General features: G+C 39.8%; 23 protein-coding genes and 1 riboswitch. Of the genes, 5 read left to right on the top strand and 18 right to left on the bottom strand.

From position 1 onward, the window contains the following. Position 1 precedes the first annotated feature (1 nt). The 5 genes from proC to HF078_RS16175 all read right to left on the bottom strand — a co-directional run bounded on the left by proC (position 2) and on the right by HF078_RS16175 (position 5,401). Positions 2-844: a pyrroline-5-carboxylate reductase gene (proC, locus tag HF078_RS16195; RefSeq protein ID WP_169292083.1), complete on the bottom strand. Its 843-nt coding sequence runs from the start codon at positions 842-844 to the stop codon at positions 2-4. Between the two features lie 302 nt (positions 845-1,146). Continuing rightward, entirely contained in the window at positions 1,147-2,355 is a 1,209-nt protein-coding gene (locus tag HF078_RS16190; protein ID WP_169292082.1) for a hypothetical protein, read from the bottom strand. Next, complete coding sequence (locus HF078_RS16185; protein ID WP_169292081.1) at positions 2,348-3,520, bottom strand: DUF58 domain-containing protein; 1,173 nt, start codon at positions 3,518-3,520, stop codon at positions 2,348-2,350. The genes HF078_RS16190 and HF078_RS16185 overlap by 8 nt, the downstream gene beginning before the upstream one ends. 2 nt (positions 3,521-3,522) lie before the next feature. After that, positions 3,523-4,458, bottom strand: a complete 936-nt coding sequence (locus tag HF078_RS16180; protein WP_346775355.1) for an AAA family ATPase — start codon at positions 4,456-4,458, stop codon at positions 3,523-3,525. Positions 4,459-4,609: 151 nt separating this feature from the next. After that, on the bottom strand, positions 4,610-5,401 hold the full coding sequence (locus tag HF078_RS16175) for an ATP-binding protein (RefSeq protein ID WP_169292080.1): 792 nt from the start codon (positions 5,399-5,401) through the stop codon (positions 4,610-4,612). A 133-nt stretch (positions 5,402-5,534) separates the two neighbouring features. Here HF078_RS16175 and HF078_RS16170 point away from each other — a divergent pair, with 133 nt between their 5' ends. Then, a complete protein-coding gene (locus tag HF078_RS16170) occupies positions 5,535-5,960 on the top strand; it encodes a DUF2621 domain-containing protein (RefSeq protein WP_169292079.1) in 426 nt (141 codons plus the stop codon). A gap of 26 nt (positions 5,961-5,986) precedes the next feature. Here the strand turns inward: HF078_RS16170 and HF078_RS16165 are convergent, their stop codons facing one another. From HF078_RS16165 to HF078_RS16150, 4 genes are all read right to left on the bottom strand, one after another. Continuing rightward, positions 5,987-6,481 carry a CcdC family protein gene (locus HF078_RS16165; RefSeq protein WP_169292078.1) on the bottom strand — a complete coding sequence of 165 codons (495 nt, stop codon included), beginning with the start codon at positions 6,479-6,481 and terminating at the stop codon, positions 5,987-5,989. A 66-nt stretch (positions 6,482-6,547) separates the two neighbouring features. Beyond that, complete coding sequence (locus HF078_RS16160; protein ID WP_169292077.1) at positions 6,548-6,844, bottom strand: hypothetical protein; 297 nt, start codon at positions 6,842-6,844, stop codon at positions 6,548-6,550. A 175-nt stretch (positions 6,845-7,019) separates the two neighbouring features. Further along, positions 7,020-7,379, bottom strand: a complete 360-nt coding sequence (locus tag HF078_RS16155) for a response regulator (protein WP_169292076.1) — start codon at positions 7,377-7,379, stop codon at positions 7,020-7,022. Positions 7,380-7,484: 105 nt separating this feature from the next. Beyond that, positions 7,485-8,195 carry a cytochrome c biogenesis CcdA family protein gene (locus tag HF078_RS16150; RefSeq protein ID WP_169292075.1) on the bottom strand — a complete coding sequence of 237 codons (711 nt, stop codon included), beginning with the start codon at positions 8,193-8,195 and terminating at the stop codon, positions 7,485-7,487. Between the two features lie 227 nt (positions 8,196-8,422). On the opposite strand from HF078_RS16150, the gene HF078_RS16145 reads away from it, so the two are divergent. From HF078_RS16145 to HF078_RS16130, 4 genes are all read left to right on the top strand, one after another. Continuing rightward, positions 8,423-8,584 carry an aspartyl-phosphate phosphatase Spo0E family protein gene (locus tag HF078_RS16145; RefSeq protein WP_277350526.1) on the top strand — a complete coding sequence of 54 codons (162 nt, stop codon included), beginning with the start codon at positions 8,423-8,425 and terminating at the stop codon, positions 8,582-8,584. A gap of 244 nt (positions 8,585-8,828) precedes the next feature. Beyond that, positions 8,829-10,787, top strand: a complete 1,959-nt coding sequence (locus HF078_RS16140) for an alkyl/aryl-sulfatase (RefSeq protein WP_240951779.1) — start codon at positions 8,829-8,831, stop codon at positions 10,785-10,787. 145 nt (positions 10,788-10,932) lie between these two features. Then, positions 10,933-11,029, top strand: a riboswitch (guanidine-I (ykkC/yxkD leader). Between the two features lie 67 nt (positions 11,030-11,096). Next, a complete protein-coding gene (locus tag HF078_RS16135; protein WP_169292074.1) occupies positions 11,097-11,438 on the top strand; it encodes a DMT family transporter in 342 nt (113 codons plus the stop codon). Then, on the top strand, positions 11,438-11,752 hold the full coding sequence (locus HF078_RS16130; protein ID WP_169292073.1) for a DMT family transporter: 315 nt from the start codon (positions 11,438-11,440) through the stop codon (positions 11,750-11,752). The genes HF078_RS16135 and HF078_RS16130 overlap by 1 nt, the downstream gene beginning before the upstream one ends. A 281-nt stretch (positions 11,753-12,033) precedes the next feature. On the opposite strand, the gene HF078_RS16125 is transcribed toward HF078_RS16130, so the two are convergent. From HF078_RS16125 to HF078_RS16085, 9 genes are read right to left on the bottom strand one after another with little or no spacing between them, the layout of a single operon-like run. Then, positions 12,034-12,465 (bottom strand): bifunctional adenosylcobinamide kinase/adenosylcobinamide-phosphate guanylyltransferase, encoded by a 432-nt coding sequence (locus HF078_RS16125; protein WP_169292072.1) that lies wholly within the window; start codon positions 12,463-12,465, stop codon positions 12,034-12,036. Further along, a complete protein-coding gene (locus tag HF078_RS16120) occupies positions 12,420-13,052 on the bottom strand; it encodes a histidine phosphatase family protein (RefSeq protein ID WP_169292071.1) in 633 nt (210 codons plus the stop codon). Before HF078_RS16120 ends, HF078_RS16125 begins: the two co-directional genes overlap by 46 nt. Beyond that, positions 13,004-13,765: an adenosylcobinamide-GDP ribazoletransferase gene (cobS, locus tag HF078_RS16115; protein WP_169292070.1), complete on the bottom strand. Its 762-nt coding sequence runs from the start codon at positions 13,763-13,765 to the stop codon at positions 13,004-13,006. The genes HF078_RS16120 and cobS overlap by 49 nt, the downstream gene beginning before the upstream one ends. Beyond that, positions 13,762-14,310 (bottom strand): bifunctional adenosylcobinamide kinase/adenosylcobinamide-phosphate guanylyltransferase, encoded by a 549-nt coding sequence (locus HF078_RS16110; RefSeq protein ID WP_169292069.1) that lies wholly within the window; start codon positions 14,308-14,310, stop codon positions 13,762-13,764. Before HF078_RS16110 ends, cobS begins: the two co-directional genes overlap by 4 nt. Further along, complete coding sequence (cobD, locus tag HF078_RS16105) at positions 14,307-15,383, bottom strand: threonine-phosphate decarboxylase CobD (protein ID WP_169292068.1); 1,077 nt, start codon at positions 15,381-15,383, stop codon at positions 14,307-14,309. The genes HF078_RS16110 and cobD overlap by 4 nt, the downstream gene beginning before the upstream one ends. A 9-nt stretch (positions 15,384-15,392) precedes the next feature. After that, on the bottom strand, positions 15,393-16,334 hold the full coding sequence (gene cbiB / locus HF078_RS16100; protein ID WP_240951783.1) for an adenosylcobinamide-phosphate synthase CbiB: 942 nt from the start codon (positions 16,332-16,334) through the stop codon (positions 15,393-15,395). A gap of 20 nt (positions 16,335-16,354) precedes the next feature. After that, entirely contained in the window at positions 16,355-17,833 is a 1,479-nt protein-coding gene (locus tag HF078_RS16095; protein ID WP_169292066.1) for an adenosylcobinamide amidohydrolase, read from the bottom strand. Next, the gene (locus tag HF078_RS16090; protein WP_169292065.1) at positions 17,826-18,899 is read right to left on the bottom strand and encodes a FecCD family ABC transporter permease; all 1,074 of its coding nucleotides are present in this window, start codon (positions 18,897-18,899) and stop codon (positions 17,826-17,828) included. Before HF078_RS16090 ends, HF078_RS16095 begins: the two co-directional genes overlap by 8 nt. Continuing rightward, positions 18,865-19,863, bottom strand: coding sequence for an ABC transporter substrate-binding protein (locus HF078_RS16085; RefSeq protein WP_169292064.1), 999 nt, complete (start codon positions 19,861-19,863; stop codon positions 18,865-18,867). The genes HF078_RS16090 and HF078_RS16085 overlap by 35 nt, the downstream gene beginning before the upstream one ends. Between the last annotated feature and the right edge of the window lie 30 nt (positions 19,864-19,893).

The following is a 19,893-nucleotide window of genomic DNA, read 5'->3' as shown; positions in this document are numbered from 1 at the left end:
CTTACTGTAAAATCAATTCTTTTTCTTTTTCTGCACTGATTTCTTTAGAACGTTCTGCTGCACCTTTAATGGCTGCTGAGATAGCTTTACCGCCACCGTTATCACTTAATGCTTCCAAGCCTGCTGCAGTAGTACCGTTAGGTGAAGTAACCTTTTTGCGAAGAGAGGAAGGTTCTTCATTGTTTGTCTGCATCATTTTTGCTGCTCCCAGAATCGTTTGAGCAACTACATCACGTGTTACTTCTTCATCTAGACCTGCAGCCTTCGCTGTTTTTTCCATGTGCTCCATTAAATAGTAGAAATATGCTGGACCACTTCCGGCTACTCCTGTGAAAACGTCCATTTGCTCTTCTTCAATGGTGTAAACTTTACCGATTGTTTCAAGGATGACTTTTGTGTCTACCATATGATCCATCCCAACATGCTTTCCTGCTGAAATCGCTGTTGCCGATTCACCGATCATGCTTGACGTGTTTGGCATTACGCGAATAACAGGCTGCCCTGGATTCAAACCTTCTTCCATATAACCAGTGGATACACCTGCTAATACGGAAAGCAGTAATTGTGAAGAATTTAGTTGATCTTTTAATGAAGCTAGTGCAATTTCTATATCTTTCGGTTTCATGGCCAATACAATAATGTCAAGTTCACTCATATTCAAATCCTGCTTCATGACGCCACGAACGCCGTATTTATTTTCAAGTTCTATTAATCTGTCGATGTTAGATCTGTTGCTTACTACAACATTAGTTGCAGGGATAATTTCACTTGCTACAATACCTGAAATCATTGCCTCTGCCATTGATCCTGCTCCAATAAATCCAATCACTTTTTCTTTCAGCATCTAATCGCTCCCGTCTGTCCGTTCGTTTTTAACAACGTTTATAATCGTAACATGTAGAGGATGTATATCAAGGGTGTTTGGGCAATTAGTCCGTATGAGAGCCAGATAGTGAGTGTAAGCGCTACCAATAATATCGACCTTCGTGTAATTCCAGTAGAAGCGTAATAATCGCTGATTATGGGCAAATACGGCGGAATTTGATGACGGATAATTGTATGGTACTTGTCCAGAGCTTCATTCCAATGGGTTTTCACATAAAAAAACAGTGTACCCAGAATAGGGTACACTGCAGTAATAAATATCTAACTAGCTTTTTTCCACTGCTTCATCACTTTTCGAATTTCCTCTGCCATCGTCCTGCATGCTTCTACTTCCGATGGGGAGAGTTTCATTTCCCCATAACGCACTTTCGCATACAACTCCATGAAGCTTTCCTTAAATGAGGTCTCCCGTTTTAACCATTCCTCCAATGTTTCATTTGGAAGACGGCCACGGTTCTTTTTCAATGCCAACTGCTCTAACTCAAACATAAGCTTCCTTACTTCGTTTTCCGGTGGCTTTTGCTTTCTTCTACCAGCGAAGAATCCACCGCCACTCTTTTTGGTCATCGTAGAAGTAAATTGCTGTTCAGTCTGTATTTCTCTTTTTTGGTTGTTCACTTTTTTCTTATTTAATAGGAGGTAAAGGACAGATAAGAAAACAATGACACCAACTGCTATTACTACAGGGCTATCAAATAAGCTTTCTGATGGTAAAAGCTCAGCGGTTTCCGCTTCTTCCTCCTCCCCCATCTCAATGCCTCCCTCATCCTGTGGCCCGCCGCTTTTGGGCGTCCAATCAAGCATCCCAAACAAAGCAAACACAGGCCTTGCCAAGACATCAAAAATAAAGCTAACACCAAAGCCGAATATCGAAAGTCCCGCTGTTATCAGGTATTTACCTATTGTTGCAAAGACGGCAGAAACAGCAACGATGCTTAAAAAGACGGCCGCTGCCGCACTAACCACCCTTTTCTGCATATAAGGGTTCCCATTTAATTGAATCACAGCATTTCCACTATACAATAAAATAACAAGTGCCAGTTGAGCCCCAAATAGTATCATTAACGTAAGACCATGAGGATAATCTACCAACGTTCCTGCACCGTATACAAAAGGCATCCAGATGAATGACATAATTAACAGTGCAAAAGTAGAAATAAACCTTTCCTCCACAAAATACATGAATGCCCGGAAACTAATGATAGACCCGATAACAAGAGAAAGCCCGATGCTATAGGAAGAAAGATAAGCAAAAAGAGCTAACAAAGGTGCCACAAGCATGATGGCAACATAGCTATTTGGAAGTTTGTTGCTTAAAAAGGCAAAGATCGCGATCGCAAATCCATATGGCAACAAGACACCTGCAAAAGAAGGCAGATTTCCGGAATCTAAGTACAAGAGCAAAATAAAAAAATAAAGTATATTGAGCTCAATCAATAAGTGAATGCTGTTTCTCCATAGATTAGCCATTTACTGCCTCCTTCCTTGCTTCTGAACGCCATGGTAGTAATGTACAACTATCTTCCTTTACATTAAGGAGGTTTACATTAGTCCCAGTAGGCATCCTCCATCCTCGCAAACGCTCTTCCTCGCCACAAAGAATCACATATGGGGCATGTGCAGCATGTTGAAAGGTTATCCTTTCAAAAGTAGTCATGCTTATGGACACACTGTTTCCTTGCAATCTTGCCAACATAGTTAAGGCAGTTTGAAGATGGCGTTTCCCTTCCCCATAAGGTAGTTCCAAGTAACTTGGAGTCCCCACCCTCTTGATGTTAACAAGTAAGGAATAGGGAATATTGAATTTGGTCGCATGATGTAACAAATGGGTAATCCCTTTTATTCTCTCTTCTAAATTACCTGATCTAATATCGAAAACAATTAACCAAGAAAATTGAGAAGTCTTTTCATACATTTTCGTTTGAAGGCTAGTTACCTTAGCAGAAGCCTTCCAATGGATTCTATTAAAAGAATCCCCGGCTGCATAATCTCGGGTCCCTATAATCGTGCTAACATCTTCAAAGAGGGACGACCGAGTCGGATAAGTGCCCTGATTCTTTGGCATGATTCTTTCCAAACCGGTTACAGGCGTCTGTTCAGAGTAAACCAGAGCTTCAAATTTCGTCAGATCATTCTTTTGCAGATACACTTTTCCAAAATCAATGAAATGAGAAATTTGCAGCTCAATATGATGTAATTTAGCCACTCCTCGTTCTTTCGCAGTAAAAGGAATTTCAATGACTAATTCACTTTTACCCATTAAAGAAAACGGCAGACTGATTTGGCTGATCCGCGTTCTTCTATCTCCGTTTTGAAACACAATATTATTATCTGCAACAAGTTGGATTCGTCCAGAGAAAATTGGTAACCAAGATGGTTGTTCCACTTTCAATTTGATGATCCCTGTTTCACCGGGGAAAACTTTCACTTGTCCGTCAACAATGGTAAGCTTCAGTTTATTCCCTACTCTGGCTAAATAATAATAGGAGATAACGAAGTACATAAAATACAAGCTACCTATAAAAAATAAAATGGGATGCCCGGTAAAGAATCCTATTGCAATAATGACAAATGCGCAGGCACGGAAATAAATATGGTGAGTCAGGTTATCTATTTGTTGATTCCACCTAGTCATTCCTATATAGTCGCCTCCACAGGCACTACAACTCTTGCTAACACTTCTGTCACAACTTGTTTGTTGGTCTTCTTTAATGACCCTTCCATTGTAAGTACTAATCGATGACTTAATACATATGGTGCCATTTTCTTTACATCTTCTGGTGTGACGTATTCACGACCATTCACAAATGCTGCTCCTTGTGCTGCCCGCATTAATGCCAATGTCCCACGTGGGCTTATCCCAAGCTCTATTTCTTCATGATTTCTCGTCATGTGGACGATTTCAAGTATGTAATCCTCTACAACAGAAGATACTTTCACCTGTTTCACTTGTTCCTGCAGTTCCAATACTTCCTCCTTGCTAAAGAAAGGAGTCAATTGTTTTATCGGCTCGTCTAACCGGTATGTATTCATCATTTCCTTTTCTTCTTCCAGTGTTGGATAGCCGAGGTCGATTTGAATAAAGAAACGATCCATCTGTGCTTCGGGCAAAGGAAACGTACCTTGCTGGGATTCAATTGGATTTTGTGTTGCAAGCACCATAAACGGACCTGGAATAGCTAATGTTTCTCCATCAATGGTAACTTGTCGCTCTTCCATTACTTCAAGTAAACTTGATTGCGTTCTTGGAGTTGCACGGTTAATCTCATCTGCTAACAAGATATTTGTCATGATTGGGCCTGGTCTTAGTTCGAAATTTTGTTCCTTTGGATTAAAAAACTGAATTCCTGTAACATCACTTGGCAGCACATCTGGTGTAAATTGAATTCGTTTAAAGCCTGCATCCATAGTCTTGGCAAAACTTTTTGCCAACATCGTTTTACCTGTACCTGGAACACTCTCTAATAACACATGCCCTTTATTAAGTAACGAGATAAATAACAGTTCTACTACTTCGTCTTTTCCGATGATTACTTTAGACAATTCTTTCTTTAATTGCTGTATTTGTTTCACTATCAGACACCCCTTTTTGATTTTTCTTTCTATTTAGAATTATTTTACCATTATTTCACATAAAAGAATAGACAAATTTTAGCATCTAGTTCTCCATGAAAAAACCCATAGCAATAGTTTGCTATGGGCATTGAAAATAAAAATTATTATATTAGTCTTTGAACATCGTTAAATCTTTGGTTCGATAGCTCTCCGGTGTCACAATGGAAATCAACTGATTTTGACTCATTTTATTTTTAATACGATCTGCAATCCGTTCACCATATCGTTTCGTCAAATCACCTGGGTGAATATTCGATGTAAACACGATACTCTTTCCTTGTCTTTGGTTCAGTATAGAATAGATGGTTTGGTCAACCCACTCACTTACCCTCTCTACACCAAGGTCATCAAGAATTAGTACATCCACTTCCGCGATCGCCTTCATAAATTTACTTTCCGAATATCCCGAATCATTATCCCAGGAAGCAACAATGGTATCCATTAATTTCGGTACATCAAAAAACATCGCAGTAATATTATTCTCCTTAAAATATTTATACAAGCCTACCGCTAAATGAGTTTTACCTCTACCAGTTCGACCAAAATAATATAAGTTCTCTCTACCTGTAAATTGATCGAAAAAGTCTATCGTGCTCGCTAAAGCCTCGCCCTGACTGGAATAGTCGACTTTAAAGTTCTCAAGAGTAGCATCCTCGAGCTCCCTTGGAATAATACAAAACTGTTCAAAGTACTTATGTTTTCTACGCTTTTCCGCTTGCATTGTTTCAGCAGCCAATCGACAATCACATTCATTTTCATACTCTTGCCATTGTCCTTTATTTTCCCCGCCGATAATTTGCATGCGGACGCGTTTTACTTCTCTATTACATTTCGGGCAGACTCTTTGGGAAAGTATCTCGGTTTTCCCCATGCTGCCAATTACGGCACCAATCTTTTTCATCGTCGCCACCTCCGTCAAAACTTTGTCATTTTTTCTATATCAATTGAGTAGGATTTTTCATTTACTAGTGCAATTATAATAGTTTCGGTTATAATAATACAAGAATGTTAACGAGTTCGGAGGGAAAAAGAACATGTTAACCGGATGGTTTTTATGGTTAATTTTATTTTGGGTCGTCACAATGATAGGATTATTGGCCATTGGCGGATTCTTTATGTTTCGTAAATTTCTTAAAAGGATGCCAAAAGAAGACGGCAAATCGGAATTGGATTGGCAGGACTTCTATTTAGAAAAAACTCGTCACCTCTGGCCGAATGATTTGAAACAGCTATTAGAGGAGCTAGTTTCTCCTGTACCGGAGTTGTTCAGAGATATTGCCAGACAAAAGATAGCCGGGAAAATCGGCGAAATTGCCTATAAAGAAAATGCGAAAGTAATAACTAGAGAACATGTCATTCGTGGCTATATTCTCGCTACACCTAAACGGGATCATAAGTTCCTAATAAAGAAATTGGAACACCTTAAGATTGATCATACCCCGTACCAACACCTATTTTGAAGGACATAACGGAAAAACCTCGGTTTTTATACCGAGGTTTTTATCGTTGGTGTAATAGAACCACTCTCTAACTTCTTATATTTAATATACATCGCTATTCTCCATGGTACAATCATGCCGAAAGCAAGAAGCCAAAACATTCCGGTTAGTTCTCCAATATCAATCTGCGTACTAAGAACTAGCTTCATGACAACTCTTATTGCCAATAATCCCAGCAAGATGAAAACAAACGCCTTTGATCTTTTTAAATATATATCATTATCCTTCATTTCAAACTTGGAAGTCTTAATCAGGAATATAGAAAATATCGCACCAACTGATAGAGCCTCTACTATTTGCAATGAGGAAACGCGAAATTCAGGAAACAAGAACATTAATGCCCCAGTACTCATGAAAATGGGAGGTAATACAATTTTTTTCACTGATGAAGGTTTTTTCGCAGCTTTCATTCGGATAAACAAAACAAGCAATGCCATACAAACTGCAAAAATCGTAGATAGAACTGTATACAAATTAATCATCCTCTGTATTCACAACTTTTAACCTCTTACTATTATACCGAAAAAGAGAAATATTAAAAGTGATATCTAAGGTTTTTGTAAGGCATGATACTTCTTAATGGAAACAATCATCAAAAATGTAACAAGTGTCAAATAAAGTGTATCCAATACCCACCATTTCACCGGTAATGTGGAAGAGTGGACAATTAGGTCACCTATAATAAAAAACAATGAAAAAACTACCGCCGTAGAGAAACTGAAGATATATAAAAGCAACATACCTTTTTTATAGGCCGTAAACTCCTTGCCACTTTTCACAAAAAAGTAAAGGATAACTGTTCCAATAATAAATAACTGAACGGTACTCCAAGTCTCGTCCATCATAATTCCCTCATGGTCATCAACCAACAATAGATTTACATAATTCTCTATCTGTAATACGAGATTGATGAAGACAAAGTAGACGAGAATGAAGCCTTCTGCAATTCTAGCTATAATAAATATAAATCTCCCCCCTAACGAAAAAAACTATCGCACATAAAGACGATAGTTTTTACCATTATCCTAAAACTCTCTTAACAGCTTCCAAAACCCTGCCTTCATCAAAAGGCTTTACAATGAAGTCTTTCGCACCTGCTTCAATTGCTTCTACGATCAGGCGCTGCTGTCCCATGGCGGAGCACATAATGATTTTGGCTTTCGGATAGTCTTTCACTATTTCACGAACAGCTTCAATACCGTTCATTTCAGGCATCGTAATATCCATTGTTACGAGATCGGGCTGGTGATCGCGATAAAGCGAAACCGCATCTCTTCCATTCTCTGCTTCACCTATCACAGCGTGGTTAGATTTAGTTAAAATGTTTCCAATTGTTAGTCTCATAAACTTTGCATCATCCACTACTAAAACGTTAGCCACCGCAGAGTCCTCCTTATGTCCTATAAAAAAGTTGTAATTTTCCTTTATTCCCAATTTTAACTTTACTCTTTTCGGACAGAAGAATCAACTAAAATATCACACAATTTAAAATCCTTGGAATCCTCCGGTAATGGCAGTGAGCCATACAATGATTTTAGTCATCCAATTAAAGAAAAGCATGACTCCCATGATAATCATCGCATAACCGCCAATTTTCATAATTAGCGTATGATTTCGTTTAATCCACCCCATTTTTCCAATGAAAAACGAAAGCATAAAGAATGGAATAGCAAACCCTAATACATAGGCTAGCATGTAATACATACCAGATGATGGATTATTTATAGACATCGCAATCACTGCCCCAAGAATCGGCCCGGAGCAAGGTGTCCAACCAGCAGCAAAAGCCATTCCTATCAAAACAGTCCCAACATAACCGGAAGGACGGTTTTTAAATGCAAACTTTTTATCTTGCATTAAAAATTTTGGTTGGAATACTCCCAAAATAACCAAACCAAAAAAGATGATTAAGATGGCACCAACTTGCCTAATTAAGTCCTGGTAATGCACAAAAAATTTACCTAAAAAAGTTGTACTAAATCCTAAAGCAATAAAAATTAAAGAAAATCCAACTAAAAAGAATAGTGTATGTAAAATACTTCTCTTTTGCAGCATTCCCTTTTCTTCTCTTAATTCTCCTACTGATACCCCTGTAATATAAGAGAGAAAAGCAGGGTAGATTGGCAAAGTACATGGAGATATGAAAGAAAGTACTCCAGCCCCAAATGCCAAGAATAACGTAAGGTCACCAGACATAAAATCACTTCTCCTACAAAAGTATATATTTAATAGTAACAAAAAATCAGTTAAAACAAACCATATCTTTTCAACATTCTATGTCGAAACCGTGACAGTATTCCTTAGTTATTTTTCACTAGTTTAACAATTATTAAAGTACCATTAACTTGCAATTTTTCTTTGTATTGCCTCCTAAATTCTTGTATAATGATGTTACGAATTGGAAGAAGGAAGGGTACTCAACATTGGCTACTAAACATGAATTAATGGAACTAATTGAAAAAAAGCGATCCGAACTAATCGATATTGTTGCAAAGTACGGAATGTCCTCTTCTAAAACATTAAAGCTCAGCCAGGAACTCGATACATTACTAAACAAGTATAACCATATCATCGTCCCTAAATAATACATAGATTCTATATGAGCTTTGACATTAATGAAACCCCTTCTCAAAAATGAGGAGGGGTTTGTTTTGGGATGGTTACAACGATTGCACTTCAAGATGGGTGCGCTTGTAATTTGTGGCCAACAAATAACTTGTTTTATTATTCTTTCTCAATTTTTATGAATCCTAAGTTCATGTTTTGTATGCTCTCCCATGTATGAAGGTGAGTTCACCTGAATACTATGTTCAATGGAGGTGACAATTCATGGATCAAAACCATAATAAGAAGATGGAGGCGGAATTCACCCCTTTTCCCAAAGATGCTACGAAGAAAACAAAAAAAATTAATGAATTAATAAAAGAGAACCTGCCCTGGGAAAGACTAAAAATTGAACAGGAGTGGGCAACGAGAAATGTCCTGAAAAGCGTCTCTCTCCCCGTTATCAAACCAGATGACTCGTTTTTCCCTGTTTGGGATTTAAAACGCTATGAATTCCTGTTGAAAGACAAACTTCCTTCATCCGTTAACCCGAAACTATGGTACCAGGGAAAATTAAATTTACATGCCGGCCTTTTTCAAGTAACAGAAAACATTTACCAGGTTAGAGGATTTGATCTTGCTAACTTAAGTATTATTCGCGGAAAGACAGGCTGGATTGTTATCGATTGTCTCACAAGCAGAGAAACAGCAGAAGCAGCTTTTGAATTAATTGACAGCTATTTCGGCAAGATCCCGATTAGTGCCATCATCTTTTCTCATTCACACGTTGATCATTATGGGGGCGTTGATGGAGTCCTTAATAGTGGAACTACGGATGCAGTGAAGATATATGCACCAAGCGGATTTTTAAGTGCAGCCTTGGAAGAAAATGTGACAGCAGGTGTTGCCATGTCAAGGCGAGGATTTTACATGTATGGTGAGGTGCTACCTCGAGAAGAAAAAGGTCAAGTAGACAGCGGCATTGGAAAGTATGTATCCACTGGTGTTGTGACTTTAATCAATTCTGCTGAAGAAATTTCAGCTTCCACGGATGAATCCTATGTCGAGAAAGTTATTGATGGTGTAAGAATGCAATTTCAAATCACCCCGGATACAGAAGCTCCGGCTGAAATGAACATGTTTATCCCGGGAGAAAAAAGTCTATGTATTGCAGAGAACTGTACAGCTTCGCTTCATAATATCTATACTCTACGTGGAGCTGAAGTGAGGGACCCAGTCGCCTGGGCCAAATACATCCAACAGGCCATTGAGTTATTTGGAGAACAATTAACTTCTGTATTTGAAGTGCATAATTGGCCAAGGCACGGAAAAGAATACTGCATCGAATATATGGAAAAACAGCGAGACATGTACCAATATATCAATGATCAGACACTAAGGTTGATAAATCAAGGCTACACGATTGATCAAGTAGGAAGAATGGTAACCTTTCCTGACAGTTTAAAAGACGAATGGTTTAACGGATCTTTTTATGGAACTGTCAACCATAATTCTAAAGCGGTATACCAAAAATATATGGGATGGTATAACGGAAACCCTGTCGACTTAAACAAGCTGCTTCCGGAAGAGTCATCCAAAAAATATGTGGACTATATGGGGGGCGAGGATGAAGTCATCAAAAAAGCAAAAGAATGCTTTAAAGAAGGTGATTACCAATGGGTAGCTGAAGTCACCAAGCACGTCATCTTCGCAAATCCATCCAATAAAAAAGCCAAATACCTATGTGCGGATGCTCTTGAGCAGCTTGGCTATATCGCAGAATCCGGGCCATGGCGTAATGAATATTTAATGGGCGCTCAAGAACTTCGTTACGGAATTATTCCAATACAGCGTTCTACCATCACAACAGAAGTATTAGATATAATGACATTCGAACAAGTGTTGAACATGTTGAGTATCCGTATCAACGGATTGATTGCTGGGGACTATGACTTAAAATTGAACTTTATTATTCCGGATCGAAAAGAAAAAGCCTTAACAGAGGTCAAACGTGGTATCTTTCGTTATTTATCTGATGAACTAAAAGAGGATCAAGTTACGGTCATCATGAGTAAAGAATCCTTATATGAGTTAGCCACCACCAACAACCGTCCTTCTCCTTCTTCAATTAAAGTGATTGGAGATATCAAAAAATGGCATCATTTTTTATGGGCTCTTGATCAGATAGACACAGACTTTCCTATTATGTTGCCATTGAGTAAAAAAAGAACGAATGATTACTAAACAAAATTTTCATAGAATGGTTCTTTACATTGTTTTTGATATAAATTCCGGTCCGAGTCCATATACACAAGTACCAACGCTCTTTCCATAACTTAAGTCTTGAATAAATGTAAAATGTGTATATAATGTAAAGTAATTGCATAAGTAAAATGTTTTCTAGGGTTCCGCAATTAATTATTGGTCTGGTCCGAGAGAAAACTCACAGCTTTGCTGTGTCACGGAAGGATAAAAGCCTGGGAGATACTGTTTTACAGTTATCTCCCAGGCTTTTTTGTATTTTGGTAATAATAAACTTGGAGGTGTCTTTAGATGAATAAAGACTGGATGAAAGTATTTATCGCTGCATTCTTTGAGGTTTTTTGGGTAATTGGATTGAAACACGCTGAGGACTTTTGGACTTGGACTGGAACTGTTATTGCTATCTTCATTAGCTTTTACTTAATGATTATGGCGGGACGAAAACTTCCTGTAGGAACTGTCTATGCAGTTTTTGTTGGTCTAGGTACAGCAGGAACTGTCTTTTCTGAAATCCTATTCTTCGGAGAACCATTTAAAGTTGATAAAGCACTCTTGATTTTGTTTTTATTAGCAGGAGTAATTGGGTTGAAATTAGTTACAACAGATAAAGTTAAAGAAGGCGGTGAATTCTGATGGCTTGGTTTTCTTTAATCTTAGCAGGCTTATTTGAAATGTTTGGTGTTGCAATGATCAATAAACTTCATAATGATCGAAGTTGGAAATCCATTGCTTTATTAGTTCTTGGTTTTGGTGCTAGCTTCATATTCCTAGCTTATGCAATGGAGACCCTGCCTATGGGTACAGCTTATGCAATCTGGACAGGTATTGGTGCTTCTGGTGGTGCACTATTAGGAATGTTCTTATATGGGGAATCCAAGGATTGGAAAAGATTAATTTTTATAGCCATGGTTTTAAGTGCAGCGGTGGGATTAAAACTTGTTTCATAAAATATTATTTATTTGTAAAGGAAAATTATGATTGGAATTTATCTTATATCTTAATCTTATTATTCACATAAATTGCTGGACAAAGTAGTAGCAGAAAAACAAAGTATTATAAGGTCAACCTGATAAGAAATTATATCTGGTTGACCAATTTATTTCATTAATACTTTTTCTTTTAATTCCACCCAACAAGAATATCCCCAAGAATAGGAAAAATACAATTCCTTCTTTATTATTTTGATAAACGCGTTGTGTAAAATGAATGGTTTCATACTAAAAGTCCATCACTTCACTTGTTCCTTCATTCCATGCCAAACATAGTAAACTTCATTTGCTAGTTTTGCGGCATCTTGCGAGATCCATCCCGCAATGTCACGGAGGCTTCTTTCCTGTTTATTCAGTGGGACAATTCCCCTGCCCATTTCCAACATAATCAGAATTATTTCTTTCCCCTTCTTTCGTTCCTCTTCTTTTAACTCCAAAAAATAGGAATAAAAAAATTGTCGAATGGAGTCATCATCATGTTCTAATTGTAGAGCATCCATTATCCATTTTTCCCAACCTTCTAAAACAATAGCGGTATCATCCTCCCGGTATGATCTCCAGTCGGTAAAATTATTATTATAATAGGAAGAAACCCAGCATAATTCACCAGAATGAATGGCTTTCACTATCTTTCTTTTTCCGCAATAGGCACCACCGATAAAGAGTTGCACACCCAGTCCCCCTCTCTGTTCTCTAATTTCAATAGTAATCCTTTTCCATGCGGTACAGCAGGTGATTCCCAAAAAGAATTTGTAGCTTTAAACTGGCTAAGCATGTACCTAATCACTCCACCGTGGGTCATGACCAAAATGGTAGATTTTCCTCGGGATAGCCTGAATCTATCCAACATATCCGAAACAAATGCATCCACCCTTCGTTGGAACATTTGACCGCTCTCACCAGAGGGGGTGCTATGTAATTCCCAATTATCAAGCCATCTTTGGTAACAAGGATCTTCCTTCAACTCTTCGTATTTCTTCCCTTCCCAATCACCAAAATTCATTTCTCTTAATCTAGGATCAAGATTTGGAGAGTGACACAGGCTTAAGAACTTCAATGTGTTTTGACATCTTAGTAGATCGCTTGAATAAATGCTATCAAAAGAAAGATCTTCAAACTCTGTTTTTAGTAAATCCAACTCATCAAGCCCATCCATTAAGATATTCTGATCCGTATGTCCAAGATAACGTTTCTCCCTGTTCCAATCGGTTATCCAATGACGTATGAGATATAGGTCCACATAACGATTAACCCGCATAGTTCTCCTCCTTCTATCGCAGTCCCCATCAGATCACCATTACTTCCTTTGAATTGTTTCATCATCCATTTACCATACCACCATGTGAACAAGGCATACGCTGGCAAAAGTACAAGGTACTGCGGAAGAAATAAAAACAATACAGCAATAGGCAGGAATGCTAGTACCAGGTCCCTCCCAGTCAGGTTCTTCTTCCATTCAAACGCTAACCCATGCTGTTGAGCAGTTGGGAAAAGATGCATCAGATAAACCGCAATTCCTCTTGAACAGGCAAGGATGACCAAGAAACACATGGTAGATTGATAGGATTCGTTCAATAGTAAATAGATGAAAACGGCTTTCCATACTAGCAGGAACAATACACTTAATATTCCAAAGCTTCCAACCCGTGGGTCTTTCATAATTTCCCATTTTTTCTCAAGGGTTGCATTGGAACCAACCGCATCCGCTACATCCATCCAGCCATCCAAATGCAGCCCTCCTGTCATCCAAATCCAGATGGTCAAAATAAGAAGTGCTAACATCCAAGTTGGCAGGACACCATGCAAAAATGAGATAATAAATACTAGAATCCCGCCCAACACCATGCCTATTAGCGGATAACATCTTAACGCCCACCTACTAGTCTCCTTGTTCCAAGGGCACTCCACAGGTACTGGTATCCTGGTTAAAAATTGAAGAGATAAGGCTAATCCATACAAGCTATTTTTCATTGTAACACCCCTCTCCCTTTCCAATATTTTGGAATTCCAACTCTGACCTGTACCGCCACATCAGCTTGTTTCACGATATGTTGATGAAGTAATTCCAACATATATATATAGGAAGTGACCGTTTTATAAAAGGAAGGCGGTTCTTCGTTCAGGTCATTTGAAACAATTAATAAACTCACCCCCTTCTTTCTTGCAAGAGTCAACCACTTATCAACTTCTGCAACTATCTCTTCTTCTTTCCTTACAATTCCATGAAATATCATGTTACTAAGCCAAATGGTCAGGCAATCCAACAGTACCACATCACCTATATTTGCTCGCATGATACTTCTTGCAACCTCAACCGGTACTTCTTCCACCTTCCACTCCTTACCACGCTGAGCCTTGTGCATCGCTATTCGGCGCTCCATTTCTTTATCACTTTTTTGGGAAGTAGCTAAATATATTAGATGATTAGTGGGTTCTTTTTTATGAAGGGATAAAGCCAACCTTTCTGCAAAATGACTCTTCCCTGATCGAGCCCCCCCGGAGATAAAAATGATCACACTCTCTCCCTCCATTTTTTAAGAATGGTCAACAATTTAGCATTCTCATCCTCAGATCTTATAGCAAGCCGTAAATGACTGCCTTCCAACCCTTTGAAATTATATGTATGTCTTGCTAAAATACCGTGTTGGAACAAGAAAGTGAAAAGTGCCTCCGTTTTTTCTGGATGTCTATTATCCTGAAGAAGATAGAAATTCACCGAGGTGTTAGATAGATAAAAGTCATTATTTTCTGCAAAGGTTCGCAATGTCCTTTTTTGTTCATCAAGCCAACTGACGGTATTGGTCACAAAGCTTTTATCCCTTAACAAACACGGAGCGATAGCACTTGCCAAAGCATTCACACTCCACGGTACCTGAAAGCTTCTTATTTCATTTATAACAGCTTCTCTGGCCATCATATAACCTAACCGAAGGCCAGGAATTGTGTACATTTTTGTCAGAGAGCGGAGTAGAATCAGGTTAGGATATTCCTTTAGCATCGGGGTCAGCGACTCGGATGGAACAAAATCCACAAACGCTTCATCTATAACCAGGAAAGTTTGATCATGTAGTCCCTGTTTTAGTAACATTTTTATTTCTGCTTTCGGAATGACCACCCCTGTCGGATTGTTGGGACGACAAAGGAAAAGGACATCCAAATCAGGCAGTGCTTCAAGCAGCTGATTCATCGGCAATCGAAAATCATTCAGAGGTGAAGTCATAATGCCTTTCACCTGTAGATGATAATGCCTACATGCCCGTTCATATTCCGAAAAAGCAGGATGGACGATCCCAGCTCTTTTCCCTTCAAAATATTTAGCCGCGAGAAAAATAGCTTCTGCGCCCCCATTTGTAAGAAGGATTTCCTCATTATAAATTCTTTCCATCCATGCCAATAAACTAGTGCAATAAGAATAATTTGGGTCAGGATAACACAACAGCTTCTTCCACTGTTTCTCCAATTCCCCCCGCAACCATTCAGGTGGCCCCAATGGGTTAAGATTCGCACTAAAGTCCAAGACTTCCAGCTCTTCTGCCTGAAAGAGCTTCTTCATCATATCTGGCTGACCGCCATGTTCTGGCCAATTCATTCTCAACCCTCATTTCTGTCCTAATAAAAATAGAAATAAAATTTCTAATCCAAAAAACACACCCCAACCACCATGCATATATATAATGGATCTTGGAATATCCCCTGCCACTAGTTTTCTATGAAAATCCCCCATCGTTTTACGGTTAGATACAATCCCTATATAATAATTCACCCCACCTAACTGGATCCCCATCAAGCCTGCTGTCATTGCTTCCGGCCAACCGCTATTGGGGCTGGGATGTTTCTTCGCATCACGCATAGTAATGAGCCATCCCGCTTTTCTATTAGAGCCTTTAATAAAAACAGAAGATAACCATATGGATAGAGCTGTCAGCCTTGCCGGAATAAAGTTAGCTATATCATCCAGCCTTGCAGAGGCCCATCCAAAATCCAGAAACCTTTCATTCTTATAACCTACCATGGAATCCAAAGTATTGATGGCTCGGTATGCCATGGCAAGAGGGGCTCCGCCTATCATTGCCCAGAACAAAGGGGCGGTAATGCCATCTACTGTATTCTCCGCTATGGTTTCTACGGTTCCTCTGACCACTTCACTCTCAGACAAGTTCTCTGTGTCTCTCCCCACAATCATGCTAAGGGATCTTCTAGCTTCTTCCAAGTTTCCTTTTAGAAGCGGAATCCATACACTTTTTCCTGCATCCGCTAATCCCTTGATAGCGATGGTTGTCCATATAAAGTAGATTTCCAATAATACGCCTACATAAAAATGAATCTTATAGGATAGCGTTATGACTAGGAATACACTTCCATAAACAGAGAGAACTACGATGAATGCCAGAAGAACACCCTTTCTCCTTCGCTTCTGACCGTTGTTCAAGGTCTTCTCCAAAAAAGATATGAGTTTCCCCATTTGAACCACCGGATGTGGCAGCCATCGCGGATCCCCCGAGATTACATCCAACACAACCGCTGCTCCCAAAATAAACATACTTATATAAAACACATTATCTAACATACATGCTGACCTATTCTTTTTCTGTATTTTTGAATGGCTTTTATTACCCCTTCATAGACAAGATGACCAATCCCCTTTCCAATAAGGGTACCAGACCCAGCATAAGGAGTTTTTTCCCCTTGTTGGGTAACGGCGAGAACCATGGCATCAGTGGAAGTCCCAGTTGCAATCGTGCGGGATTTTGGATCTTGTATCTTCATATCATGAAGGGCTTTCACCTTTGCCTCGGTCGCTGACATCAATCCATTAACAAGTCCACCATCCGTCAAATGTGCATCAATAAAAAGCATGATGTTAATGGTGCCAATAGTCATTGGTGTCTGACACATTTCTGTGTTTGTGATATCAACCGCATTCCCAACCCCGGCTGTAACCACTGCCATGAACTCTATGCCTTTAATTTCCTTCTTGGATATCACAACATCCGAGAGCTTTACAGCCGTCATCATCCCGACTGACTGCTCAGTCGGAATTCCCTTTTTATGCAGCCATTCCCCGATATCTTTTACAGGATTATCACAGTTATAGTCCTTATTCACATGAAAGTTGCAGAAATGTTTATGCCACTGGATTCCCTCACCTTTCACTCCATTAGAGATGGTTCTTAACGGTCTGATGGATTGGACATGGATGCACCTCTCATCCCTGTTCAATTCGAGATCGGCCAAGCCTTGAACTTCATTCCTTGCTTCCCACTTTGGCGTCATTAATAGCTGAGGTTTAGGGACAACTGGATGAGGTCCTGCTTTTATAAGCACATCATATACTCTTTCAAGCTGCTCCTCTTTTCTGAGGGTGTCAGAATCCCCCACCTCCAGAAAATTTCCATTATGTAAAAGTGCCAATCGGTCTGCGTACAAAGACGCCACATTTAAATCATGCAGGATGGCAAAAACGGTCAGCCCTTTCGTGTGTTGCCAATCCTTGATAAGATCCAACATATGAAAGGTATGCTTTATATCAAGATGGTTGGTCGGCTCATCCAACAAAAGGATCTCCGGTTCCTGGGCAAGGGACTTTGCAAGAAGGACACGTTGCTTCTCTCCCCCGCTTAATTTACGGAACTGCTTATGTTTGTGCACGGCCACCCCGGTAATATCCATCACTTGCTGCATGATTTCTTTATCATTTTTAGTGAGGCTCCTAAGTAAACCTTTTTGATGCGGATACCGTCCAAGACTGATGATTTCTTCGACAGTATAATCAAATGAAACCTGAATTTCCTGTGTAAGCACCGCAATTTGCTGGGCTTTTTCCAACTTTGTAAAAGAAGAGAGCGGTCTGCCTGAAAGCAACAGTTCCCCCGATACCACAGGTAGCTGACCTGTTACAAGTTTGAAAAGGGTTGTCTTACCACTCCCGTTCGGTCCGAGTAATGCGAAAAACTCCCCTTTCCTTATAGCCAGGTCCACCCCGTTTATTATTGGTGTTTCCGGCTGGTAACCACCGACAAGCTGCTTTAATTCAATCATTTCTCTTCCCCTTCCCTATCCTTTCTTTGATAAGCAGACCAGCAAAGACTGGCGCACCGATCAAGGCGGTTATTACACCAATCGGCAGTTCCTTCGGTGCAATGATGGTTCTTGCGAATAAGTCCGCAAATACCAGGAATCCCCCGCCAATTAGCATAGATAAAGGTAGGACGTAGCGATGATTGGGCCCAATCATTAGCCTTACCAAATGAGGAATCACAAGGCCCACAAATCCGATAGATCCAGATACGGCTACTGCGGAACCTGTCAGAAGCGAAGCACCAAACAAGATCAGTACCTTCCCTCTTTTCACATTCACGCCGATATGATCTGCGGCCTCTTCCCCAAGCGCCATTGCATTCAATTCACGATAATGCATGATCAAAAGGATGGATCCTGCCATCGTAAACGGGAAAATAAGCTGTACATGCCCCCAACTCCTCATTCCCACACTTCCGTATAGCCAGTAAATAATTTGGGTCATAGATTCTTTATCACCTAGGGCAATGATCAATGAAATAATAGAGCTGATAAACGCGCTGACAATGATTCCCGCCAGGATGATGGTTTCTATTGCCAGTCCCCTGTTACTCAATTTGACTAGTCCAAATACAAGGAGCAAACACAACAATCCGCTGAGAATGGCAACAACAGGGAGGGTGAAGCTTCCAAGACCAATTATAGAGATGTTGAAGAAAAGTACGGCTACCGCCCCCAATGCAGCTCCGGAAGAAACCCCAATGGTGTAGGGATCAGCAAGGGGGTTCCTTAACAACCCCTGAAATGCCGCGCCAGCAATCGCAAGGGATGCCCCAACAAACATGGCGAGCAACACACGCGGAAAGCGGATGTGCCAAATGATCATTTCTTCATTCTTGGGAATGTCATGCAGCCAACCCTTCCCAAGTGTATTTTCTGATAAGACATGCAAGATGGTTGGTATCGGAATCGAGACACTGCTGTTTAATAAACCAAGGAGGGCTGCAACAAGTACAAACCCTCCGCTCCCCAGATACAACCAAATGACCCTATTACTCAAAAATCTCCGGATAGATAAGTTTTGCAAGATGCTCCACTCCTTCAATCAAACGGGGTCCAGGCCTTGTTACCGTATCACTGTCCACATCATGGACATTTCCATCCTTAATGGCAGGAACTTCCTCCCAACCAGAACGAGCCATGACCCCCTCTTTTGGGTTGTCCACATAATAGCCATAGGTAGTAATGATCACATCTGGATTTAACTGGACAATTTCCTCTTCCGTAAGTTTCACCCAGCCTTCCTGATTGCCTGCAGCATTTTCCGCTTGGATGGTCTCAAGCATCTCATGCATGAAAGTCCCTTGACCTGTCGTGAAAATGTCCGGAGCAGGAGAAACCTCTACCCAAACTTTTTTCTTTGCGGTCACTTGCTTAGCTTTTTCTTCCACAGTAAGTAGTCGTTCCTTCATATCGTCAACTAATTTATCTGCTTCCACTGTTGTACCAGTAGCTTTTCCAATCAATTCGATTGTTTCATATACATCCGCAAACGAGGATTCGCTGCCAATGACAATAACACTTATTCCAGCTTCCTTATACTGTTTGAGAATTGCCTCATGATTCTGATGATGATAATCTGTTACAAAAATTATATCCGGCATTAATGTCAAAATCATTTCCGCATTCATGTCTTGGCCGCCTACTTTTTCCACATCGGCAGTTTCCGCTGGATAGTTACAATAATCGGACACTCCGATCATTTTATTTCCAAGACCAAGAGCATAAGCGATTTCTGTATTACTTGGTTGCATAGAAATAATGCTTTCTGGTTCTTTTTCAATGGTGATTTCCTGACCGGAATCGTCTGTTATGGTAATAGGAAAGGCTGCATTTTCCGATTGCTCATCACTGCTTGTATTTTCACCGATTGCCTCATCATTTACATTTCCGTTTGTTTCTTGTGAGGTTGACCCACATCCAGTTATTATTCCAATGAATAACATTAAAACAAGACCTAAAATTCCCCACTTTTGTTTAGTTTGTTTCATCTCTTTTTCTCCTCTACTAATAGATGTAAT

This window comes from Bacillus sp. RO2, from assembly GCF_012911845.1.
Taxonomy (GTDB): domain Bacteria; phylum Bacillota; class Bacilli; order Bacillales; family Bacillaceae_I; genus Sutcliffiella_A.
Note: the sequence above shows the minus strand (reverse complement) of the source record. Positions and strands in the feature narration are given on the sequence as shown.